This is a genomic window from Streptomyces altiplanensis (assembly GCF_053591575.1).
Genome location: NZ_JBSFUB010000119.1, coordinates 1 through 18,702, shown reverse-complemented (window position 1 = coordinate 18,702; position 18,702 = coordinate 1). Strand labels below are relative to the sequence as shown.

The 18,702-nt window shown below is 70.9% G+C and carries 17 protein-coding genes and 2 pseudogenes; 11 read left to right on the top strand and 8 right to left on the bottom strand.

Annotated features, from left to right (window positions below):
- Nucleotides 1-158: 158 nt before the first annotated feature.
- The 3 genes from ACWD0Y_RS32205 to ACWD0Y_RS32195 all read right to left on the bottom strand — a co-directional run bounded on the left by ACWD0Y_RS32205 (nucleotide 159) and on the right by ACWD0Y_RS32195 (nucleotide 3,757).
- Nucleotides 159-2,552: a Tex family protein gene (locus ACWD0Y_RS32205; RefSeq protein ID WP_450263821.1), complete on the bottom strand. Its 2,394-nt coding sequence runs from the start codon at nucleotides 2,550-2,552 to the stop codon at nucleotides 159-161.
- A gap of 94 nt (nucleotides 2,553-2,646) precedes the next feature.
- Nucleotides 2,647-2,793 (bottom strand): LPFR motif small protein, encoded by a 147-nt coding sequence (locus ACWD0Y_RS32200; protein ID WP_167367988.1) that lies wholly within the window; start codon nucleotides 2,791-2,793, stop codon nucleotides 2,647-2,649.
- A 103-nt stretch (nucleotides 2,794-2,896) separates the two neighbouring features.
- Nucleotides 2,897-3,757: an SCO6745 family protein gene (locus ACWD0Y_RS32195; protein WP_450263820.1), complete on the bottom strand. Its 861-nt coding sequence runs from the start codon at nucleotides 3,755-3,757 to the stop codon at nucleotides 2,897-2,899.
- A gap of 134 nt (nucleotides 3,758-3,891) precedes the next feature.
- Between ACWD0Y_RS32195 and ACWD0Y_RS32190 the strand changes: the two genes are divergently transcribed.
- Nucleotides 3,892-4,860: a GlxA family transcriptional regulator gene (locus tag ACWD0Y_RS32190; RefSeq protein WP_450263819.1), complete on the top strand. Its 969-nt coding sequence runs from the start codon at nucleotides 3,892-3,894 to the stop codon at nucleotides 4,858-4,860.
- A gap of 16 nt (nucleotides 4,861-4,876) precedes the next feature.
- Nucleotides 4,877-5,509 (top strand): DJ-1/PfpI family protein, encoded by a 633-nt coding sequence (locus ACWD0Y_RS32185; RefSeq protein WP_450263818.1) that lies wholly within the window; start codon nucleotides 4,877-4,879, stop codon nucleotides 5,507-5,509.
- A 42-nt stretch (nucleotides 5,510-5,551) separates the two neighbouring features.
- Here the strand turns inward: ACWD0Y_RS32185 and ACWD0Y_RS32180 are convergent, their stop codons facing one another.
- A complete protein-coding gene (locus tag ACWD0Y_RS32180) occupies nucleotides 5,552-6,307 on the bottom strand; it encodes an enoyl-CoA hydratase/isomerase family protein (RefSeq protein ID WP_450263817.1) in 756 nt (251 codons plus the stop codon).
- Between the two features lie 81 nt (nucleotides 6,308-6,388).
- Here ACWD0Y_RS32180 and ACWD0Y_RS32175 point away from each other — a divergent pair, with 81 nt between their 5' ends.
- Together ACWD0Y_RS32175 and ACWD0Y_RS32170 are read left to right on the top strand one after the other, a co-directional pair.
- The gene (locus tag ACWD0Y_RS32175; RefSeq protein WP_450263816.1) at nucleotides 6,389-6,985 is read left to right on the top strand and encodes an HdeD family acid-resistance protein; all 597 of its coding nucleotides are present in this window, start codon (nucleotides 6,389-6,391) and stop codon (nucleotides 6,983-6,985) included.
- Nucleotides 6,986-7,079: 94 nt separating this feature from the next.
- Nucleotides 7,080-7,559, top strand: a complete 480-nt coding sequence (locus ACWD0Y_RS32170) for an ATP-binding protein (RefSeq protein WP_450263815.1) — start codon at nucleotides 7,080-7,082, stop codon at nucleotides 7,557-7,559.
- Here ACWD0Y_RS32170 and idi read toward each other — a convergent pair.
- From idi to galE, 4 genes and pseudogenes are all read right to left on the bottom strand, one after another.
- Nucleotides 7,525-8,118: an isopentenyl-diphosphate Delta-isomerase gene (gene idi / locus ACWD0Y_RS32165; protein WP_450263814.1), complete on the bottom strand. Its 594-nt coding sequence runs from the start codon at nucleotides 8,116-8,118 to the stop codon at nucleotides 7,525-7,527. The genes ACWD0Y_RS32170 and idi overlap by 35 nt on opposite strands.
- A 141-nt stretch (nucleotides 8,119-8,259) precedes the next feature.
- Nucleotides 8,260-8,973: pseudogene (locus ACWD0Y_RS32160) on the bottom strand (class I SAM-dependent methyltransferase); the annotation flags it as partial.
- A gap of 248 nt (nucleotides 8,974-9,221) precedes the next feature.
- On the bottom strand, nucleotides 9,222-10,163 hold the full coding sequence (locus ACWD0Y_RS32155) for a cation diffusion facilitator family transporter (RefSeq protein ID WP_450263813.1): 942 nt from the start codon (nucleotides 10,161-10,163) through the stop codon (nucleotides 9,222-9,224).
- A 143-nt stretch (nucleotides 10,164-10,306) separates the two neighbouring features.
- Nucleotides 10,307-11,290: a UDP-glucose 4-epimerase GalE gene (galE, locus tag ACWD0Y_RS32150; protein WP_450263812.1), complete on the bottom strand. Its 984-nt coding sequence runs from the start codon at nucleotides 11,288-11,290 to the stop codon at nucleotides 10,307-10,309.
- Nucleotides 11,291-11,592: 302 nt separating this feature from the next.
- Between galE and ACWD0Y_RS32145 the strand changes: the two genes are divergently transcribed.
- From ACWD0Y_RS32145 to ACWD0Y_RS32115, 7 genes and pseudogenes are all read left to right on the top strand, one after another.
- Nucleotides 11,593-13,386, top strand: a complete 1,794-nt coding sequence (locus tag ACWD0Y_RS32145; protein WP_450263823.1) for a DUF5941 domain-containing protein — start codon at nucleotides 11,593-11,595, stop codon at nucleotides 13,384-13,386.
- A complete protein-coding gene (locus ACWD0Y_RS32140) occupies nucleotides 13,383-14,120 on the top strand; it encodes a phosphocholine cytidylyltransferase family protein (protein WP_093797793.1) in 738 nt (245 codons plus the stop codon). The genes ACWD0Y_RS32145 and ACWD0Y_RS32140 overlap by 4 nt, the downstream gene beginning before the upstream one ends.
- Nucleotides 14,108-15,169 (top strand): iron-containing alcohol dehydrogenase family protein, encoded by a 1,062-nt coding sequence (locus tag ACWD0Y_RS32135; RefSeq protein WP_093797791.1) that lies wholly within the window; start codon nucleotides 14,108-14,110, stop codon nucleotides 15,167-15,169. The genes ACWD0Y_RS32140 and ACWD0Y_RS32135 overlap by 13 nt, the downstream gene beginning before the upstream one ends.
- Complete coding sequence (locus ACWD0Y_RS32130; RefSeq protein WP_450263811.1) at nucleotides 15,147-15,926, top strand: CDP-alcohol phosphatidyltransferase family protein; 780 nt, start codon at nucleotides 15,147-15,149, stop codon at nucleotides 15,924-15,926. Before ACWD0Y_RS32135 ends, ACWD0Y_RS32130 begins: the two co-directional genes overlap by 23 nt.
- Nucleotides 15,927-15,943: 17 nt before the next feature.
- Nucleotides 15,944-16,816, top strand: coding sequence for a glycosyltransferase family 2 protein (locus ACWD0Y_RS32125; protein ID WP_450263822.1), 873 nt, complete (start codon nucleotides 15,944-15,946; stop codon nucleotides 16,814-16,816).
- A gap of 94 nt (nucleotides 16,817-16,910) precedes the next feature.
- Nucleotides 16,911-17,846 (top strand): ABC transporter permease, encoded by a 936-nt coding sequence (locus tag ACWD0Y_RS32120; RefSeq protein WP_450263810.1) that lies wholly within the window; start codon nucleotides 16,911-16,913, stop codon nucleotides 17,844-17,846.
- Nucleotides 17,839-18,618: pseudogene (locus ACWD0Y_RS32115) on the top strand (ABC transporter ATP-binding protein); the annotation flags it as partial. The gene ACWD0Y_RS32120 and the pseudogene ACWD0Y_RS32115, both read left to right, overlap by 8 nt.
- Nucleotides 18,619-18,702: the final 84 nt, after the last annotated feature.

Sequence of the window (18,702 nt, the reverse complement as noted above, 5' to 3'; positions counted from 1 at the left end):
GGCCTGAGAGGGCGACCGGCCACACTGGGACTGAGACACGGCCCAGACTCCTACGGGAGGCAGCACGTTCGAAACGGAGATCGCAGAACCGGACAAGGAGGGCGGTGCGCTCCGTTACCGGGGGGTCGACATCGACGCCGGGTACCGCCGGCCGCGTCCTAGTCCCGCCCCTTGCTCCCGGGGTCCGTCAGCCCCGCACGGCGCAGCGCGTCCGCCATCGCGCTGTTCGCCGGCGGCGGGACCTGGGCCTTGCCGCCGCCGCCCCGCTGCGGACGGCCCTGTCGCTGCTGCGGAGGCTTGCCACCGGCCCCGCGCTCCCGGTCGCGGCGCCCGCCGCCCTCGCCCCGGCCGCCGCCGGCCCGCGGCGCCGCCGCGTCGTCGTCGAGCCGGAGCGTCAGCGCGATCCGCTTGCGCGCGATGTCGACCTCCAGCACCTTCACCTTCACCACGTCGCCGGGCTTCACCACGTCCCGCGGGTCCTTGACGAAGGTCTTCGACAGCGCCGACACGTGCACGAGCCCGTCCTGGTGGACACCCACGTCCACGAAGGCGCCGAACGCGGCGACGTTCGTCACCACACCCTCCAGGACCATCCCGGGCTCCAGGTCGCCGAGCTTCTCGACGCCTTCCTTGAAGGTCGCCGTCCTGAACGCGGGCCGCGGGTCGCGCCCCGGCTTCTCCAGCTCCTTCAGGATGTCCGACACGGTCGGCAGACCGAACGTGTCGTTCACGTAGTCGGCGGGCCGCAGCGACCGCAGCACCGCCGTGTTCCCGATGAGCGTCCCGACACCGCCGCCCGTCTCCTTCACCATCGCCCGCACCACCGGGTACGCCTCGGGGTGCACGCTCGACGCGTCCAGCGGATCGTCGCCGCCCCGGATGCGCAGGAAGCCCGCACACTGCTCGTACGCCTTCGGGCCGAGCCGCGCCACGTCCTTGAGCCCCTTCCGGGACCGGAACGGGCCGTTCGCGTCCCGGTGCGCCACGATGTTCTCCGCGAGCCCCGAGCTGATGCCGGAGACCCGCGAAAGGAGCGGCGCGGAAGCGGTGTTGACGTCGACGCCCACACCGTTGACACAGTCCTCGACCACCGCGTCGAGCGAGCGCGACAGCTTCACTTCCGCCAGGTCGTGCTGGTACTGCCCGACCCCGATCGACTTCGGGTCGATCTTCACGAGCTCCGCGAGCGGATCCTGGAGCCGCCGCGCGATCGACACGGCGCCGCGCAGCGACACATCCAGGTCCGGAAGCTCCTGCGAGGCGAAGGCGGACGCCGAGTACACCGACGCACCCGCCTCCGACACCATCACCTTCGTCAGCTTCAGCTCGGGGTGCCTGTCGCACAGCTCACCGGCGAGCTTGTCGGTCTCCCGGGACGCCGTGCCGTTGCCGATGGCGACGAGCTCGACGTGGTGCTCCTCGGCGAGCCGCGCCAGTGTCGCCAGCGACTCGTCCCACTTGTTCCGGGGCACGTGCGGGTAGATCACATCGGTCGCGACGACCTTGCCGGTCGCGTCCACGACGGCGACCTTCACGCCCGTACGGAAACCGGGGTCGAGCCCGAGGGTCGCCCGCGTCCCGGCCGGCGCCGCCAGCAGCAGGTCGCGCAGGTTCGCCGCGAAGACGCGCACCGCCTCGTCCTCCGCGGCGGTCCGCAGCCGCAGCCGCAGATCGATCCCCAGGTGCACCAGGATCCGGGTCCGCCACGCCCAGCGCACGGTGTCGCCGAGCCATTTGTCGCCGGGGCGGCCCCGGTCGGAGATGCCGAAGCGCCGGGCGATCATGTTCTCGTACGCGGAGGGCCCGGCCGCGGCCGCCTCCGAGGGCTCCTCGGGCTCCAGCACCAGGTCCAGTACGTCTTCCTTCTCGCCCCGCAGCATGGCGAGCACCCGGTGCGAGGGCAGCGCGGTGAAGGGCTCGGAGAAGTCGAAGTAGTCGGCGAACTTGGCGCCGGCCTCCTCCTTGCCCTCCCGCACCTTCGCGACCAGCCGCCCGCGCGACCACATGCGCTCCCGCACCTCACCGATCAGGTCGGCGTCCTCCGAGAAGTTCTCGGTGAGGATCGACCGCGCACCGTCCAGGGCGGCCTGCGCGTCGGCGACGCCCTTCTCCGCGTCCACGAACGCGGCGGCGGCCGCGAGCGGCTCCACCGAGGGGTCGGCCAGCAGCCCCCGGGCCAGCGGTTCGAGCCCCGCCTCGCGCGCGATCTGCGCCTTCGTCCGGCGCTTGGGCTTGAACGGCAGGTAGATGTCTTCCAGCCGGGCCTTGGTGTCGGCGGCCCGGATCCGCGCCTCAAGGGCAGCGTCCAGCTTGCCCTGCTCGCGTACGGACTCCAGGACCGCGGTCCGCCGCTCCTCCAGCTCCCGCAGATACCGCAGCCGCTCCTCCAGCGTGCGCAGCTGCGCGTCGTCGAGCATCTCGGTCGCTTCCTTGCGGTAGCGAGCGATGAACGGCACGGTCGAGCCGCCGTCGAGCAATTCGACGGCGGCCCGGACCTGCCGCTCTTTTACGCCGAGCTCCTCGGCGATCCTGCCTTCGATGGACGTCGTCACGATGTTCCCGACTCGCCTTCTCCTGCGGGCTGTGCTTGAGCCTGCATTGTGCAGGGTCGTCGGGTCCCGTGTCGCGCGCGCCCCGGCGGGACGGTCAGGCGCGACGCGCGCGGCCACCGCCGCGGGACGCGGTGCTCGACGCGCCTCCGAAGAGCTTGGCCACCAGTCGGAAGGGCAGGGTCACCACTGTCGCGATGGCCGAGCCGATCATCCGGAGTCCATCTGCAATCGCACGCAACACGTTGTACCTCCTGCTGTATCGGAGTCCGACACACATCTCGGTGTCCGACACCACTCGGGTGTCCGTCATCACGCGCCGCAAACGCCCCGCGCGGCGGGCGATGTCACGCGCCGGTGAGATCGGCGGGGAACGCGCCCGCTCCCAGCGCCGCTCCCAGGAAGCCGCGGCCGAGCTCGGTGAGCCGCTCGGTGCCCTCGGCGCCCAGGTGTTCGTACGGCGCCGCGTCGAACCGGTCGGTGGTGTCCTCCAGCTCGGCGCGCAGCGCCGTGCCCGCCTCGGTCAACTTGCCCTCGCCGTCCAGGAGTCCGCGCTCCCGCAGCCGCCCCGCGGCCGCTTCCCAGTCCGTACGGCTCCAGCCGCGGGTCGCCAGAGCCCAGCGCGGCGACATGCCCTTGCCGGTCGCCGTGTGGCTGACCAGCGCCTCCACCGGGTCGAGCCCCGCGGCGAGCAGCGCGGCCAGGTGACCGTCGCCGCGGTGCTCGCGCAGCAGCGTCGCGGCGTGCCAGTACGCGAGGTGGGGCTGCTCGGGCACGGGCAGGTCGGCGTGGGCGGCGTACAGCGGACGGGCGTGCCGGGTGCACGCCTCGGCGGCGCGCAGCGCGAGCCCGGCGGCCTCCGCCATCTCGTCGGAGGCGACGGCCTCCGCTCCGAGCAGCCGGCGCAGCGTGGAGTCCACGGCGCGCAGCCGCGCGGCGAGCACGGTCTCGGGCGACGCCGTGCGCCACACCTCGGGCACGTGACGGGCGACGAGGTCGTGGTTGAAGTTGTAGAACGCGGCGGTGATCACACCGGCCCCGACCGCGCCCAGGGCGGCGCCCCGGCCCGCGAAGTAGGCGGCGCTGCTGTCCTCGATGCCCACCCCCGCCAGCTCCTTCGTGAAGTCGGGGGAGAAGTAGACGGTCGAGTGCAGCGGATTGAGGGCGTTGTGGCAGCGGCGGCCGGCGCGCGCGGGAAGAGAGGTCATGACCGTACGCTACCGACTGGTCAGTACGTGGGGAACGCGTGGGACACCCGGATGACGGAAGCCGGAAGGCGGATGGCAGGAAAGGTGGGGTCCTCGTCATTGCGGCCACCCGTCCCGGCCCCAAGGATGAGTACATGGTGAAACGACCCGTACTCGTCGTCCTCTTCGACGGCGTGCAGAGCCTGGACGTCACCGGACCGGTGGAGGTGTTCACCGGCGCCGGCCACGTCCTCGGCGACACCTCCGCTTATCCGGTCCGAACCGCCTCGCTCGACGGAGCGCCTGTCCGTACCCACAGTGGACTGCTGCTGACCCCCGACACCTCGCTCGCCGACGCCGAGCCGCCGCACACGCTCCTCGTGCCCGGCGGCCAGGCCACCAGGACCCCCGACCGGCGCCTCGTCGACTGGCTGCGCACCCACGCCCCGCGCGCCGAGCGGCTGGTCTCGGTCTGCACCGGGGCCCTCCTTCTCGCCGAGGCGGGCCTCCTCGACGGACACCGCGTCACCACGCACTGGGCGGCCACGGACCTGCTCGCCCGCAACCACCCCGAGGTGGAGGTCGACCCGGACCCGATCTTCGTACGGGACGGGCACCTGTCCACCTCCGCAGGCGTGACCGCGGGCATCGACCTCGCCCTCGCCCTGGTCGAGGAGGACCACGGCAGCGAGGTGGCCCTCACTGTCGCCCGCTACCTCGTGGTCTTCCTGCGGCGTCCCGGCGGCCAGGCGCAGTTCAGCGCACAGCTCGCCGCCCAGACCGCCCGCCGCGAACCGCTGCGCGAACTCCAGCAGTTCATCACCGAACACCCCGGCGAGGACCATTGCGTCGAAGCGCTGGCCGCCCGCGCCCTCCTCTCGCCACGCCACTTCGCCCGCGCCTTCCAGGCGGAGACGGGCACGACCCCCGGCCGCTACGTCGAACGCGTCCGCCTCGAACACGCCCGGCGTCTCCTGGAGGGGACCCGTGACGGCGTCCACGAGATCGCCCGCGCGTCCGGCTACGGCACGCCGGAGGCCATGCGCCGCGCCTTCGTCAAGGCGCTGGGCACACCGCCCGCCGAATACCGGCGCCGGTTCCACACACCGGTGCGCACCCACTGAAAGGACGACCGCCTCCATGCAGATCGCCATCCTTCTCTACAAGGGCTTCACCAGCCTCGACGCCGTCGGCCCGTTCGAGCTGATCAGTCACCTGCCCGGCGCCGAGACGGTGTTCGTCGCCAGGGAGGCGGGCCCCGTCCGCAACGACCGGGGGAACCTGGCCCTCGTTGCCGACCGCACCTTCGCAGAGGTGCCGAGCCCGGACATTCTGCTTGTCCCCGGCGGCCCCGACTCCCGGCAGGCGATGCTCGACGAGGAGCTGCTCGACTGGGTCCGCTCGGTGGACGCCACGAGCACCTGGACCACTTCGGTGTGCACCGGCTCGCTGATTCTGGGCGGGGCGGGGCTCCTCAAGGGCCGCCGCGCGACGACGCACTGGCTCGCGATGGACGAGCTGAAGGCCCACGGCGCCGAGGTCACCGGCGAGCGGGTCGTCTTCGACGGCAAGTACGTCACGGCCGCCGGGGTCTCATCCGGCATCGACATGGCCCTGCACCTGATCGGCCGGATCGCGGGCGACGAGGTCGCGCAGACGATTCAGCTGATGACCGAGTACGACCCGCAGCCCCCGTACGACGCGGGATCGCCGGACAAGGCACCCGCCGCGATCGTCGGCCGCTGGCGCGAGGCCGGGGTCTCGGCCGAGTGACTCACGCCGGGTGACTCATGAGGTGCCCGGCACACGAGTGGCTCACTCGGTGGCCGGTACCACGTAGGTGAAGCACGGAGCCCTGCGCTCCAGGAAGGCGGCGACCCCCTCCGCGGTGTCGCCGCTGCCGCGTGCCTCCTCCGCCCAGTGCGCGTCCCGGTCCGTCCGTCCGGTCGCGAACTCCTTCGCCGCCGCCTGCGTCAGCTGCGACCGGGACGCCAGGATCCGGCTGAACTCCGCCACCCGCTTCGCCAGCTCGCCGGCGGGCAGGACCTCGTCGGCCAAGCCCGTGCGCAGCGCCCGGGCGGTGTCGATCAACTCTCCCGAGAACAGCAGGTACTTGGCGGCCGCCGGCCCCACCAGGGACACCAGCCGCCGGGTGGAGGACGCCGGGTACACGATGCCGAGCTTCGCCGGAGTGACCCCGAAGAGCGCGCCCTCCTCCGCGAACCGCAGGTCACAGGCGGCGGCCAGCTGGCTGCCGCCGCCGACACAGTACCCGCGCACGGCGGCGAGCGTCGGCTTCGGGAACGCGGCCAGCGCCTCCTCGGCCCGCACGGCGAGCCCCTGCGGCTCCTCGCCCGGCTCCAGCAGCGACGAGATGTCCGCCCCCGCGCAGAAGGTGTCCCCCGCCCCGGTCAGTACCAGCGCCCGTACGTCCCGGTCCGCGGCCAGCCGCTCCAGCAGCCCCGGCAGTGCGCGCCACATCCCGGCGGTCATGGCGTTGCGCTTGGCGGGGTTGCTGATGACGACGGTCGCGACCCCGTCCGCGACGGCGTGCTCAAGCTGCGGCTCCATGCGCCGGATGCTATCCGGACCGTACGAACCTATGATCATGAAGGGGCCGAGAAGCGGACGCTACCGCGTGAGGAGTCGTTCATGGCCGGTCCCGCAAGCACACCCGAGGGCAGGAAGCTCCGTCGCGGTTTCGGCTGGCTGGCCCTCCTCGGCGCGGTTCTCGTACTGGGAGGAATCGTCGGTCTGGTCTACACCGGCGTCGCCACCCTCACCTCGATGATCCTCTTCGGCTGGCTGCTGCTGGTCGGCGGCCTCGTCGGTCTGCTCCAGGCGGTCCAGTCGCGCGGCTCGAACTTCTTCTGGCTCGGTGTGGTGGTCGCCGCGCTGAACCTGGCGGCCGGAGTCGTCGTCATCCGCAACCCCGTCGGCACCGCGGAGGCGCTGACGATGTTCGCCGCGCTGCTCTTCCTGACCGGCGGAGTCTTCCGCCTGGTCGGCAGTGTGGTGGTGCGCGGCCCGCAGTTCGGCTGGACGCTCGTGCAGGGTGCCTTCGGCGTGCTGCTCGGCCTTCTCGTCCTCTTCGACTGGCCGCACAGCAGCCTGTACGTCCTGGGCTGCTTCTTCTCGCTCGCGCTGCTCTTCGACGGACTCGGCCTGATCGCGATCGGTATGGGCGGCCGCCAGATGGTCGATCTGGTCACGCCGCCGCCGGAAGACCAGGAACAGTCGCACAACTGACGTTGTCATAGGCAAAGCGGTCAGAAGGCGTCGATTATGGCTTACTTCTGTTCAGTGGGCGGGCCCGGACCCACTCGTTCTCAACACTCGGAGCGTGGTGACGAGAGAGGACGCCCCGGCAGAGTACGAAGGAGTCTGGCGCTTCACCGCCCCAGCCTCGGACCCCTCCGTACCGCAGGCCCGGCACGCCGTCCGTGATCTGCTCGAACGGCAGGGTGTACCGGTCCACGACGACCTGGCGCAGGGACTCCTGCTCATCGTCTCCGAGCTGGTCACCAACGTCGTACGGCACGCGGCGCTGCTCTCTCCCGAGCTGGCCGTCGAAGTGGCGATCGGCAAGGAGTGGATCAGGGTCTCCGTGGAGGACAACCACCCCTACCGGCCCAAGGCCCTGGAGCGGAACTACGCGCAGACCGGCGGGCGCGGCCTGCTGCTGGTGCGGGAGATCACCGCGGAGGCCGGCGGAGTGTGCGACGTCGAGCACACCGCGAGCGGCGGGAAGGTCGTCTGGGTCGCCCTGCCGCTGGCGGGGCCGCCCGTCACCAGCCCGCGGCCGGGCCAGTCAGCTCTCTGATCGCCGGGCGGGCCGCGTCCAGCACCGTCAGGAACCAGGCCGAGAACGGCGCCTTCGCGTGCTGCTCGGCCAGCTCGTCCGAAGTGACGAAGGACGTCTCGCCGACCTCCTCCGGGTCGGGCCGCAGCGCGGACTGCACCATTCCGACGAAGAGGTGGTTGTACTCCTGCTCGACCAGGCCGGAGTCGGGGTCCGGGTGGTTGTAGCGGACGGTTCCGGCCTCGGCGAGCAGCGACGGGGAGATCCCCAGCTCTTCGTGCGTACGCCGGGCGGCCGCGGCGAACGGCGACTCCCCGGGGTAGGGGTGCCCGCAGCAGGTGTTGGACCAGACACCGGGGGAGTGGTACTTGCCGAGCGCGCGGCGCTGGAGCAGCAGCCGTCCCGACTCGTCGAAGAGGAACACCGAGAAGGCGCGGTGCAGCCGGCCGGGAGCCTGATGCGCGGAGAGCTTCTCCGCGGTGCCGATGGTATTGCCGTCCTCGTCGACCAGCTCGAGCAGGATCTCTTCCGCTGTGCCGTTCGACGAGCTGCTCGCCGCGGTGACTGGTGTGCTCGGCATGACCATCCTTCGCTTCGGTTCCCGGCCCACAAGTCTGCCGTACAAAAGCGGCTTGTCCGTACTTCACGGGACCAGCCGCATGTCTGCTCCCGCCGCCCGGGGGCGGCGGGAGCGGACGGCGCGTCAGCTCGGGCCGGCGACCGGCCGCAGTACGTAGCCGGTGTAGCCGTACTCCGTGCCGTACTCCGCGCGCACGGCGATCTCCTCGCGGGTCGCGGCGAGAGCCTGGTCCATGCCGGGCGCGGCGGGATCCGCCGCGTCGGCGCGTGCGCCGAGCGGGACGTAGTACTCGTCCCAGTCGCTCTCGGGCTGTCCGTACACCCCGAGGACGTCGTAACCGGCCGCGACGGCCGCGGCCGTGTTCCCGGACCGCCCGCGCAGCGCGTAGTGCTGGTCCCAGAACGCGCGCGCCCCGGCCGACGGCTCCCGCACCGTCCACTCGCACTCGGTGACCACGAGGGCGCCGCCGGGTGCGATCAGGCGCTGCCAGTCACGCAGCGCGGTGTCGAAGCCGATGCTGTAGGCGGAGCTCTCCGCCCAGACGAGGTCGAACGACCCGTCGGGGAAGTCGGGGAAGGAGAGCCTGCCCATGTCGGCCTCGACGGTACGGACCGAGTCGCCCAGCCCGCGCGCTTCGGCGGCGCTCCGCAGCTCGGCGAGGAACGGCTCGTACAGATCGACGGCCGTCACCTCGGCGTCGTACTCCGCCGCCAGCAGCAGCGAGGCCCGGCCGGGGCCGCAGCCCAGGTCGAGCACGCGCGGACGGCGCGGCAGTGGTCCGGTGAGGGAGAACAGGTGGCGGGTGGTGGCGTCGGAGCCGGGGCCCTGGCGGGGAAGCCCGCGGTGCAGGGACATGAAAGCTTCGAACACGGCGTTGTCGGTCAACGTGGGAAACCCTTTGATGTGAGGGCTCCGGCCGACGCGTGCGAAGAACGCGGGAAACGCGAGAAACGCCGAAAAGGGGTCAGCCGAGAGCCCGGGAGCCGAGGAGGGAACGGACACTGCTCGCAGCAGCATCGACCGTGACGGTCATCAACCTCAGCTCCCCTCATCGTGTCCCCGAGACGTGAATGTCTCGCGGAGACCCTAACAGCTCCGGTCGCTCAGTGACAGAGCTTCGCTTCGTGCGCCGCGTGACCGCCGGGCTCCAGCTGGAACGTGCAGTGCTCGACGTCGAAGTGGTCGCCGAGGCAGTCCTGGAGGACGTGCAGCATCTTCTCGTGCCCGACCGAGTCGAGGGCGTCCTGGCTGACCACGACGTGCGCGGACAGCACCGGCATCCCCGAGGTGATCGTCCAGGCGTGCAGATCGTGTACGTCGTCGACGCCGGGCAGGTCGAGTATGTGCTCCCGCACCTCCGCCATGTCCACGCCCTTGGGGGCGGTCTCCAGGAGCACGCTCAGCGTCTCCCGCAGCAGCTTCCAGGTGCGCGGCACGATCATCAGGCCGATCACCAGGGACGCGATGGGGTCGGCGGCCTGCCAGCCGGTCGCCATGATGACGCCCGCCGAGATCAGCACGGCGACCGAGCCCAGGGTGTCCGCGAGGACCTCCAGGAAGGCGCCCCGCACGTTGACGCTGTCCTTCTGTCCCTTCATCAGCAGGGACAGCGAGATCATGTTGGCGACGAGGCCCACGAGGGCGAAGACGATCGCCGTACCGCTCCGGGTCTCGGCCGGGGTGATGAAGCGGTCGACGGCCTCGAAGAGCAGGAACCCGCCGACGCCGAGCAGCAGCAGGCAGTTGGCGAGCGCGGCGAGGATCTCGGCCCTGGCGTAGCCGTAGGTGGCTTTCGCTGTGGCCGGGCGGTTGGCGAAGTGGATCGCCAGGAGCGCCATGGCGAGCCCGAGGGCGTCCGTCGCCATGTGGGCCGCGTCCGCGATCAGCGCCAGTGAATTGGCGAGCAGCCCGCCGACGATCTCGACCGTCATGACGGTCAGGGTGATGCCGAGCGCGATACGCAGCCGCCCCTTGTACGCGGCGGCGGCCGTGCCGGTGGGCGGCGGCCCGCCGTGCGTGTGCCCGTGATCGTGCCCAGCCCCCATGAAGGACGCCTCCCCGGTGGTGCGAATGATCTGGCCGAGGTGACAGTGAACTACGGGCGGGGGGTATCCGCAACACGGGACTGAACACCGTTGTCATCTGCTCTGACCTGCGGAAATGACCGCAGGTCAGAGCGTTGACAAGATCAACTCCGAGTGGCCTCCGGGTGCTGGAGCAACCAGCCCTCCCACGCCGAGGCGACCATCTCGCGCACCCCTCGCCCGGCCGTCCAGCCCAGCTCCTTGGCGATCAGCTCGGACGAGGCGACGGCCTTCGCGGCGTCGCCCGGACGACGCGGTCCGGTCACCGGGGCGAGCGCGCAGCCGGTGATCTCGGCCACCAGGTCGGCGAGCTCACGCACGGAGACCCCCTCGCCGCGGCCGATGTTGAAAGTCAGGTCCGTCACCTCGTCCCGGGCGGCCAGCGCCCGCGCGACCGACAGGTGGGCGTCGGCGAGATCGGCGACATGGATGTAGTCACGGATGCAGGTGCCGTCGGGCGTCGGATAGTCGTCCCCGAAGATCCGCGGGGCCTCGCCGCGCGTGATCCGGTCGAAGAACATCGGGATGATGTTGAACACTCCGGTGTCGGCCAGCCCCGGCTCCGCCGCACCCGCCACATTGAAGTAGCGCAGGCACGCGGTCGAGATGCCGTGCGCCCGGCCCGCCGCCCGCACGAGCCACTCGCCGGCCAGCTTGGTCTCGCCGTACGGGTTGATCGGCGCACAGGGGGTGTCCTCGGAGATGAGCTCCGCCTCGGGCACCCCGTACACGGCGGCCGAGGAAGAGAAGAGGAACTGCCGCACCCCCGCCGCGGCGACGGCCTCGAGGAGCACCGTCAGCCCGTACACGTTCTCCCGGTAGTAGAGCAGCGGCTTCTCGACCGACTCCCCGACCTGCTTCTTCGCCGCGAGATGCACCACACCGGTGACACCGTGGTCGGCGAGCGTGCGGTCGAGCAGTTCCCGGTCGAGAACGGAGCCGCGTACGAGCGCGATCTCCGGGGGCAGCCTGCGGGGGACGCCGGACGAGACGTCGTCCAGCACGACCACCCGCTCACCCGCCGCCGCCATGGTCCGCGCCACATGCGCGCCGATGTAACCCGTCCCACCTGTGATCAGCCACGTCATGCCGCCAGCCTAGGGGGTGCCCGGCCGGTCTCCGCTCCCTTCTCCCGCGGAGACCGGCCGGGCCCCCGGTCCCCCGGGGGGCGGTTTGTGGGGCGGGGCACTGATCGACCAAGATGATCGCGGCGGGCTGCCCGCGTTCCGGACCGGTCTTATCGGCGCGTGAACGGGCCGTGAACTCCTGCTTCCGTACATCCGATAGCCTCTGCCGACATGCCTACCTGCCCGTGCCGGGCCGGAATGACGCATGTCACGCGAGGCCTGCCGGCCCTGCCGGCCATGTCAGTTCCAAGGAGTGAGTTCGTCTGTCGACCGCCATCCTCACCGGTCCGCCGGTACCCGGATCGTCGCTCGAGGGCGATCTGCGGTCGCTGGGATTCGACGTACGGTCCGCCGGTGCCGCCGACACCGCCGAGATCGCCCGGATCCTCGACGCGACGCCCGCCGGTGAGCGGGTCGCACTCGTCGACCCGCGTTTCGTCGGTCACGTCCACTCGCTGCGGCTCGCACTGACGGACCCGCGCTTCCCGGTCGCGGCGGCCCCCGGCGCGCTCACCGCGCAGCCCGAGGCCCGCGCCGTGCTCGCCGACGCCGTACGCACCGCACCGGCCGGTCCCGACGCCGTCGCCGCCGCGCTCGACGCGGGCGGCACCGCTGTGCAGCGGCCCGAGCTCGGCTCGCTGGTCGCCGTCGTCGCCACGGACGAGGCCGAGCGCGCGCGGGCCCGTTCCGCCGTGGCCTCCGTCGACGAGGAGGCCGTGCGGCTGCGTACGGCCGTGAAGTCCCGCGACGGTTTCTTCACCACCTTCTTCATCAGCCCGTACTCGCGCTACATCGCGCGCTGGTGCGCCCGCCGCGGCTTCACCCCGAACCAGGTCACCACCGCCTCGCTGATCACCGCGCTGGTGGCGGCCGGCTGCGCGGCGACCGGCACCCGCGCCGGCTACGTCGCGGCCGGCGCGCTGCTGCTCCTCTCCTTCGTCCTGGACTGCACCGACGGGCAGCTGGCCCGCTACTCGCTGCAGTATTCGACGATGGGCGCCTGGCTGGACGCCACCTTCGACCGCGCCAAGGAGTACGCCTACTACGCGGGCCTCGCCCTCGGCGCCGCCCGGGGCGGTGACGACGTGTGGGCGCTGGCGCTCGGCGCGATGGTCCTCCAGACCTGCCGCCATGTCGTGGACTTCTCCTTCAACGAGGCGAACCACGACGCCGAGTCCAACACGAGCCCCACCGCCGCCCTCTCCGACAAACTCGACAGCGTCGGCTGGACGGTCTGGGCGCGGCGGATGATCGTCCTGCCGATCGGCGAGCGGTGGGCCATGATCGCGGTCCTGACCGCCGTCACCACCCCGCGGATCGTCTTCTACGCCCTGCTCGTCGGCTGCGCGCTCGCCGCCCTCTACACCACCGCGGGGCGCGTCCTGCGCTCGCTGACCCGCAGGGCGCGGCGCACCGACCGGGCGGCCCAGGCCCTCGCCGACCTCGCCGACAGCGGACCGCTGGCCCGGGCCGTGGCCGCGGTGTCCAAGAACGCCGTACGCCGCCTCCCGCAGTTCGCACCGCCGGCGACAGCCCTGCTCGGCGGCGCGGCCGTCCTCGCCACCGCGGCCTTCGCGCCCTACGGCGGCCCGTGGCCCGTGGCCGCGGCCCTGCTGTACGCCGTGACGTCGGGCCTCGCGGTCGGCCGCCCCCTCAAGGGCTCCCTCGACTGGCTCGTGCCTCCCTTCTTCCGGGCCGCCGAGTACGGCACGATCCTGATCCTCGCCGCCCGCTCCGACGCGAGCGGTGCCCTCCCCGCCGCCTTCGGGCTGGTCGGAGCGGTCGCCTACCATCACTACGACACGGTGTACCGCATCCGCGGCGGCACAGGCGCGCCGCCCCAGTGGCTGGTGCGGACGATCGGCGGGCACGAAGGCCGGACGCTGGTGGTGGCGGCAGTCACCACCATCCTGTCGGCGTCGACGCAGCACACAGACCTCACCTTGGCGCTCACGGCCTTCGCTGTGGCCGTGGCGCTCGTGGTGCTCGTGGAGTCCATCCGCTTCTGGGTGTCCTCCGGAGCACCCGCAGTACATGACGAAGGAGAACCCGCATGATCGGCCTCGTACTGGCAGCCGGCGCCGGACGGCGTCTGCGTCCCTACACAGACACCCTCCCCAAGGCCCTCGTGCCCGTGGACGGCGAGACCACCATCCTGGACCTGACGCTCGGCAACTTCGCCGAGATCGGCCTGACCGAGGTCGCGATCGTCGTCGGCTACCGCAAGGAGGCCGTCTACGCGCGCAAGGACGCCCTCGAGGCGAAGTACGGGCTCAAGATCACGCTCGTCGACAACGACAAGGCCGAGGAGTGGAACAACGCCTACTCCCTGTGGTGCGCGCGTGAGGTCCTCAAGCAGGGTGTGATCCTCGCCAACGGCGACACCGTCCACCCGGTCTCCGTCGAGAAGACCCTGCTCGACGCCCGCGGCAAGGGCCAGAAGATAATCCTCGCTCTCGACACGGTGAAGAACCTCGCCGACGAGGAGATGAAGGTCATCACGCAGGACGGCAAGGGCGTCCAGCGGATCACCAAGCTGATGGACCCGTCGACGGCCACCGGTGAGTACATCGGTGTCACCCTCATTGAGCCCGAGGCCGCCGAGGAGCTCGCCGACGCGCTGAAGGCGACCTTCGAGCGCGACCCCGACCTGTACTACGAGGACGGCTACCAGGAGCTCGTCAACCGTGGCTTCACCGTCGACGTGGCTCCCATCGGGGAAGTGACGTGGGTCGAGATCGACAATCACGACGACCTCGCGAAGGGCCGTGAGATCGCGTGCCAGTACTGACACGTCTCATCCCGTCCCCGGTCGTCGTCGACATCAGCTGCGGTGCCATGGGCGATCTGGCCGGCCTCCTGGCCGACCAGCGGATCTCCGCCTCCGGCAAGCTCGCGATAGCGACCAGTGGCGGTTCGGGACTGGCCCTGCGCGACAAGCTCGCGCCGGTCCTCCCGGGCGCCGACTGGTACGCGGTCGCCGACGGGACCATAGATTCGGCGGTCCGGCTGGCCGACGGCATCAAGGGCAAGCGGTACGACGCCGTGGTCGGCCTCGGCGGCGGCAAGATCATCGACGTCGCGAAGTACGCGGCGGCGCGGGTCGGCCTGCCGATGGTCGCCGTCGCGACGAACCTCTCGCACGACGGCATCTGCTCGCCGGTGTCCATCCTGGACAACGACAACGGCCGCGGCTCCTACGGTGTCCCGACCCCCATCGCCATGGTCATCGACCTCGATGTGATCCGCGACGCACCGGTGCGCTTCGTCCGGTCCGGCATCGGTGACGTGATCTCCAACATCTCGGCGATCGCGGACTGGGAGCTGTCCCACCGCGTCAACGGCGAGCAGGTCGACGGCCTCGCCGCCGCGATGGCCCGCACGGCGGGAGAGTCCGTACTGCGCCACCCCGGCGGCGTCGGCACCGACGAGTTCCTCACGGTCCTCTCCGAGGCCCTCGTCCTGTCCGGCATCGCCATGTCGATCAGCGGAGACACCCGGCCCTCGTCCGGTGCCTGCCACGAGATCAGCCACGCCTTCGACCTGCTCTACCCCAAGCGCTCCGCGCTGCACGGCGAGCAGGTCGGCCTCGGCGCCGCCTTCGCGATGCACCTGCGCGGGGCGACCGAGGAAGCCGGCCTCTTCGCCGACGTACTGCGCAGGCACGGCCTGCCGGTGCTCCCCGGCGAGATCGGCTTCAGCGTGGACGAGTTCGTCGAGGCCGTCACGTACGCACCACAGACCCGACCGGGACGCTTCACGATCCTGGAGCACCTCGACCTGTCCGCAGACCAGATCAGGGACGCTTACGCCGACTATGTCAAGACCATCAGTAGCTGAACTCCGTCCGGTCGTTCACCCCGACGGAGTGAAGGACCGGCGCAGCGGTGAGCACTGGGCCGGGCGCATGTACATGCGGGAGATCTCGCTGCACATCGACCCGTACCTGGTGAACACCAGGATCACGCCCAACCAGCTCACGTATCTCATGGTCGTCGTGGGCGTCCTGGGCGGCGCGGCCCTGCTGATCCCCGGGCTGACCGGTGCGATCCTCGCGGTGGTCCTGTTCCAGATCTACCTGCTGCTCGACTGCGTCGACGGCGAGGTCGCCCGCTGGCGGGGGCAGACCTCGATCACCGGTGTCTACCTGGACCGCATCGGGCACTACCTGTGCGAGGCGGCCCTGCTGGTGGGCTTCGGGCTGCGCGGCGCGGACCTCTTCGGCTCCGGGCGGCCCGAGTGGCTGTGGGCGTTCCTCGGAACGCTCGCCGCGCTCGGGGCGATCCTGATCAAGGCGGAGACCGACCTGGTCGACGTGGCGCGCCAGCGCAGCGGTCTGCCCGCGGTGAAGGACGAGGCCTCCGTGCCGCGCTCCTCCGGTCTGGCACTGGCCCGCAGGCTGGCCGCCGCGCTGAAGTTCCACCGCCTCGTCGGCGGCATCGAGGCGAGCCTGTTCATCCTGGTCGTCGCGATCGCCGACTTCGTCCAGGGCGACCTGTTCTTCAGCCGCCTGGGGATCGCCGTACTGGCCGGGATCGCGATCGTGCAGACCTTCCTGCACCTTGTGTCCATCCTCGCTTCGAGCAGGCTGAAGTGACGGCGGCGGGCACGGGCATGAAGGTGGGTGCCGTCATCATCACGATGGGCAACCGCCCGGAGGAGCTGCGCGCCCTCCTCGACTCGGTCGCCAAGCAGGACGGCGACCGGGTCGAGGTGGTGGTCGTCGGCAACGGCTCGCCGGTCACCGGCGTCCCCGAGGGCGTACGGACCGTCGAGCTGCCCGAGAACCTGGGCATTCCGGGGGGCCGCAACGCCGGCATCGAGGCGTTCGGCCCCGGCGGCGCCGAGGTGGACATCCTGCTCTTCCTCGACGACGACGGTCTGCTGGCCCACCACGACACGGCCGAGCTGTGCCGCCGGGCCTTCGCCGCCGATCCGGAGCTCGGCATCATCAGCTTCCGGATCGCGGACCCCGAAACGGGCGAGACCGCGCGCCGCCACGTCCCGCGGCTGCGCGCCGCCGACCCGATGCGCTCCTCGCGCGTGACGACCTTCCTCGGCGGCGCCAACGCCGTACGCACCAAGGTCTTCGCCGAGGTCGGCGGGCTGCCCGACGAGTTCTTCTACGCCCACGAGGAGACCGATCTGGCCTGGCGGGCGCTCGACGCCGGCTGGATGATCGACTACCGCTCGGACATGGTCCTGTACCACCCGACGACCGCTCCTTCCCGGCACGCCGTCTACCACCGCATGGTGGCCAGGAACCGGGTGTGGCTGGCACGCCGCAACCTGCCGGCCCCCCTGGTGCCCGTCTACCTCGGCGTGTGGCTGCTGCTCACGCTGGCGCGGCGCCCCTCCGTACCCGCGCTCAAGGCATGGTTCGGCGGCTTCAAGGAGGGGTGGACGACCTCCGCGGGTCCGCGCCGTCCCATGAGATGGCGTACCGTCTGGCGCCTGACCCGGCTGGGCCGACCTCCTGTCATCTGACAAGCTCGGGTCTGAAAGCATCGGGTGCACGCGGGACCTGAGCCCGATCCTGCGCCTTACTGCCTGCGCATCTTGAACACGAAAGTTTCAACTTGTGAGTGACACAACCCATGACGGTGCGGTCGCGACGAGCGCCCCGCCATCTCCCGACGACGGACTTACCCCGGCGGAGCTCGCCGCCAAGTACGGCCTGTCGGTGAGCGGTGCCCGGCCGGGGCTGATCGAGTACGTCCGGCAGCTGTGGGGCCGGCGCCACTTCATCCTCGCGTTCTCGCAGGCGAAGCTGACCGCCCAGTACAGCCAGGCCAAGCTCGGCCAGCTGTGGCAGGTGGCGACTCCGCTGCTGAACGCGCTCGTGTACTTCCTCATCTTCGGCCTGATCCTGGAGGCCGACCGGGGCATGGACCGGGAGGTCTACGTCCCCTTCCTGGTCACGGGTGTGTTCGTCTTCACCTTCACCCAGAGCTCGGTGATGGCCGGTGTCCGGTCCATCTCGGGCAACCTGGGCCTGGTGAGAGCGCTGCACTTCCCGCGCGCCTCGCTGCCGATCTCCTTCGCGCTCCAGCAGCTCCAGCAGCTGATGTTCTCGATGATCGTGCTGGTGGTCATCGCGATGGCCTTCGGCAGCCTCCCCGCGCTCTCCTGGCTCCTGGTCCTCCCGGCGCTGGTCCTCCAGTTCGTCTTCAACATCGGCCTGGCGCTGATCATGGCCCGGCTCGGCAGCAGGACGCCCGACCTCGCCCAGCTGATGCCCTTCGTGATGCGTACGTGGATGTACGCCTCCGGTGTGATGTTCTCCATCCCGGAGATGCTGAAGGACAAGGACCTGCCCGCCTGGGTCACGGACGTGCTCCAGTGGAATCCGGCCGCCGTCTACATGGACCTCGTCCGCTTCGCGCTGATCGAGGACTACGGTTCCTGGAACCTGCCCCCGCACGTCTGGGCGGTCGCCCTCGGCTGGGCGCTGCTGATCGGCGGCGCCGGCTTCGTGTACTTCTGGAAGGCTGAGGAGCGGTACGGCCGTGGCTGAGGACAAGAACCAGGGGCGCGTCCCCACCGTCATCGCCGACGACGTGCACATCGTGTACCGCGTCAACGCGGGCGCGGGCGGGCGTGGCAGTGCCACCGCCGCACTGAGCCGCATCATGAAGCGCGGCAAGGGCGACTCGCCCGGCGTACGCAAGGTGCATGCCGTGAAGGGGGTCTCCTTCACGTCCTACCGGGGCGAGGCGATCGGCCTGATCGGTACGAACGGCTCGGGCAAGTCGACCCTGCTCCGTGCCATCGCCGGCCTCCTGCCGACCGAGCAGGGCAAGGTCTACACGGACGGCCAGCCCTCGCTCCTGGGCGTGAACGCCGCGCTGATGAACGACCTGACCGGCGAGCGCAACGTCATCCTCGGCGGCCTGGCGATGGGCATGACGCGCGAGGAGATCCGCGAGCGCTACCAGCAGATCGTCGACTTCTCGGGCATCAACGAGAAGGGCGACTTCATCACGCTGCCGATGCGCACGTACTCCTCCGGCATGGCGGCCCGTCTGCGCTTCTCCATCGCCGCCGCCAAGGACCACGACGTACTCATGATCGACGAGGCGCTCGCCACCGGCGACCGGAAGTTCCAGATCCGCTCGGAGCAGCGCATCCGTGAGCTGCGCAAGGAGGCCGGCACGGTCTTCCTGGTCAGCCACAGCAACAAGTCGATCAGGGACACCTGCGACCGCGTCCTGTGGCTGGAGAAGGGCGAGCTGCTGATGGACGGCCCCACGGACGAGGTCCTCAAGGCGTACGAGAAGGAGACCGGCCCCCGCCGCCCCCGCGCCCCGTCCGTTCGGCCGCCGCTACTTGTCCGGACGTACGACGCCCAGGATCGGCATCGAACCGGCCCC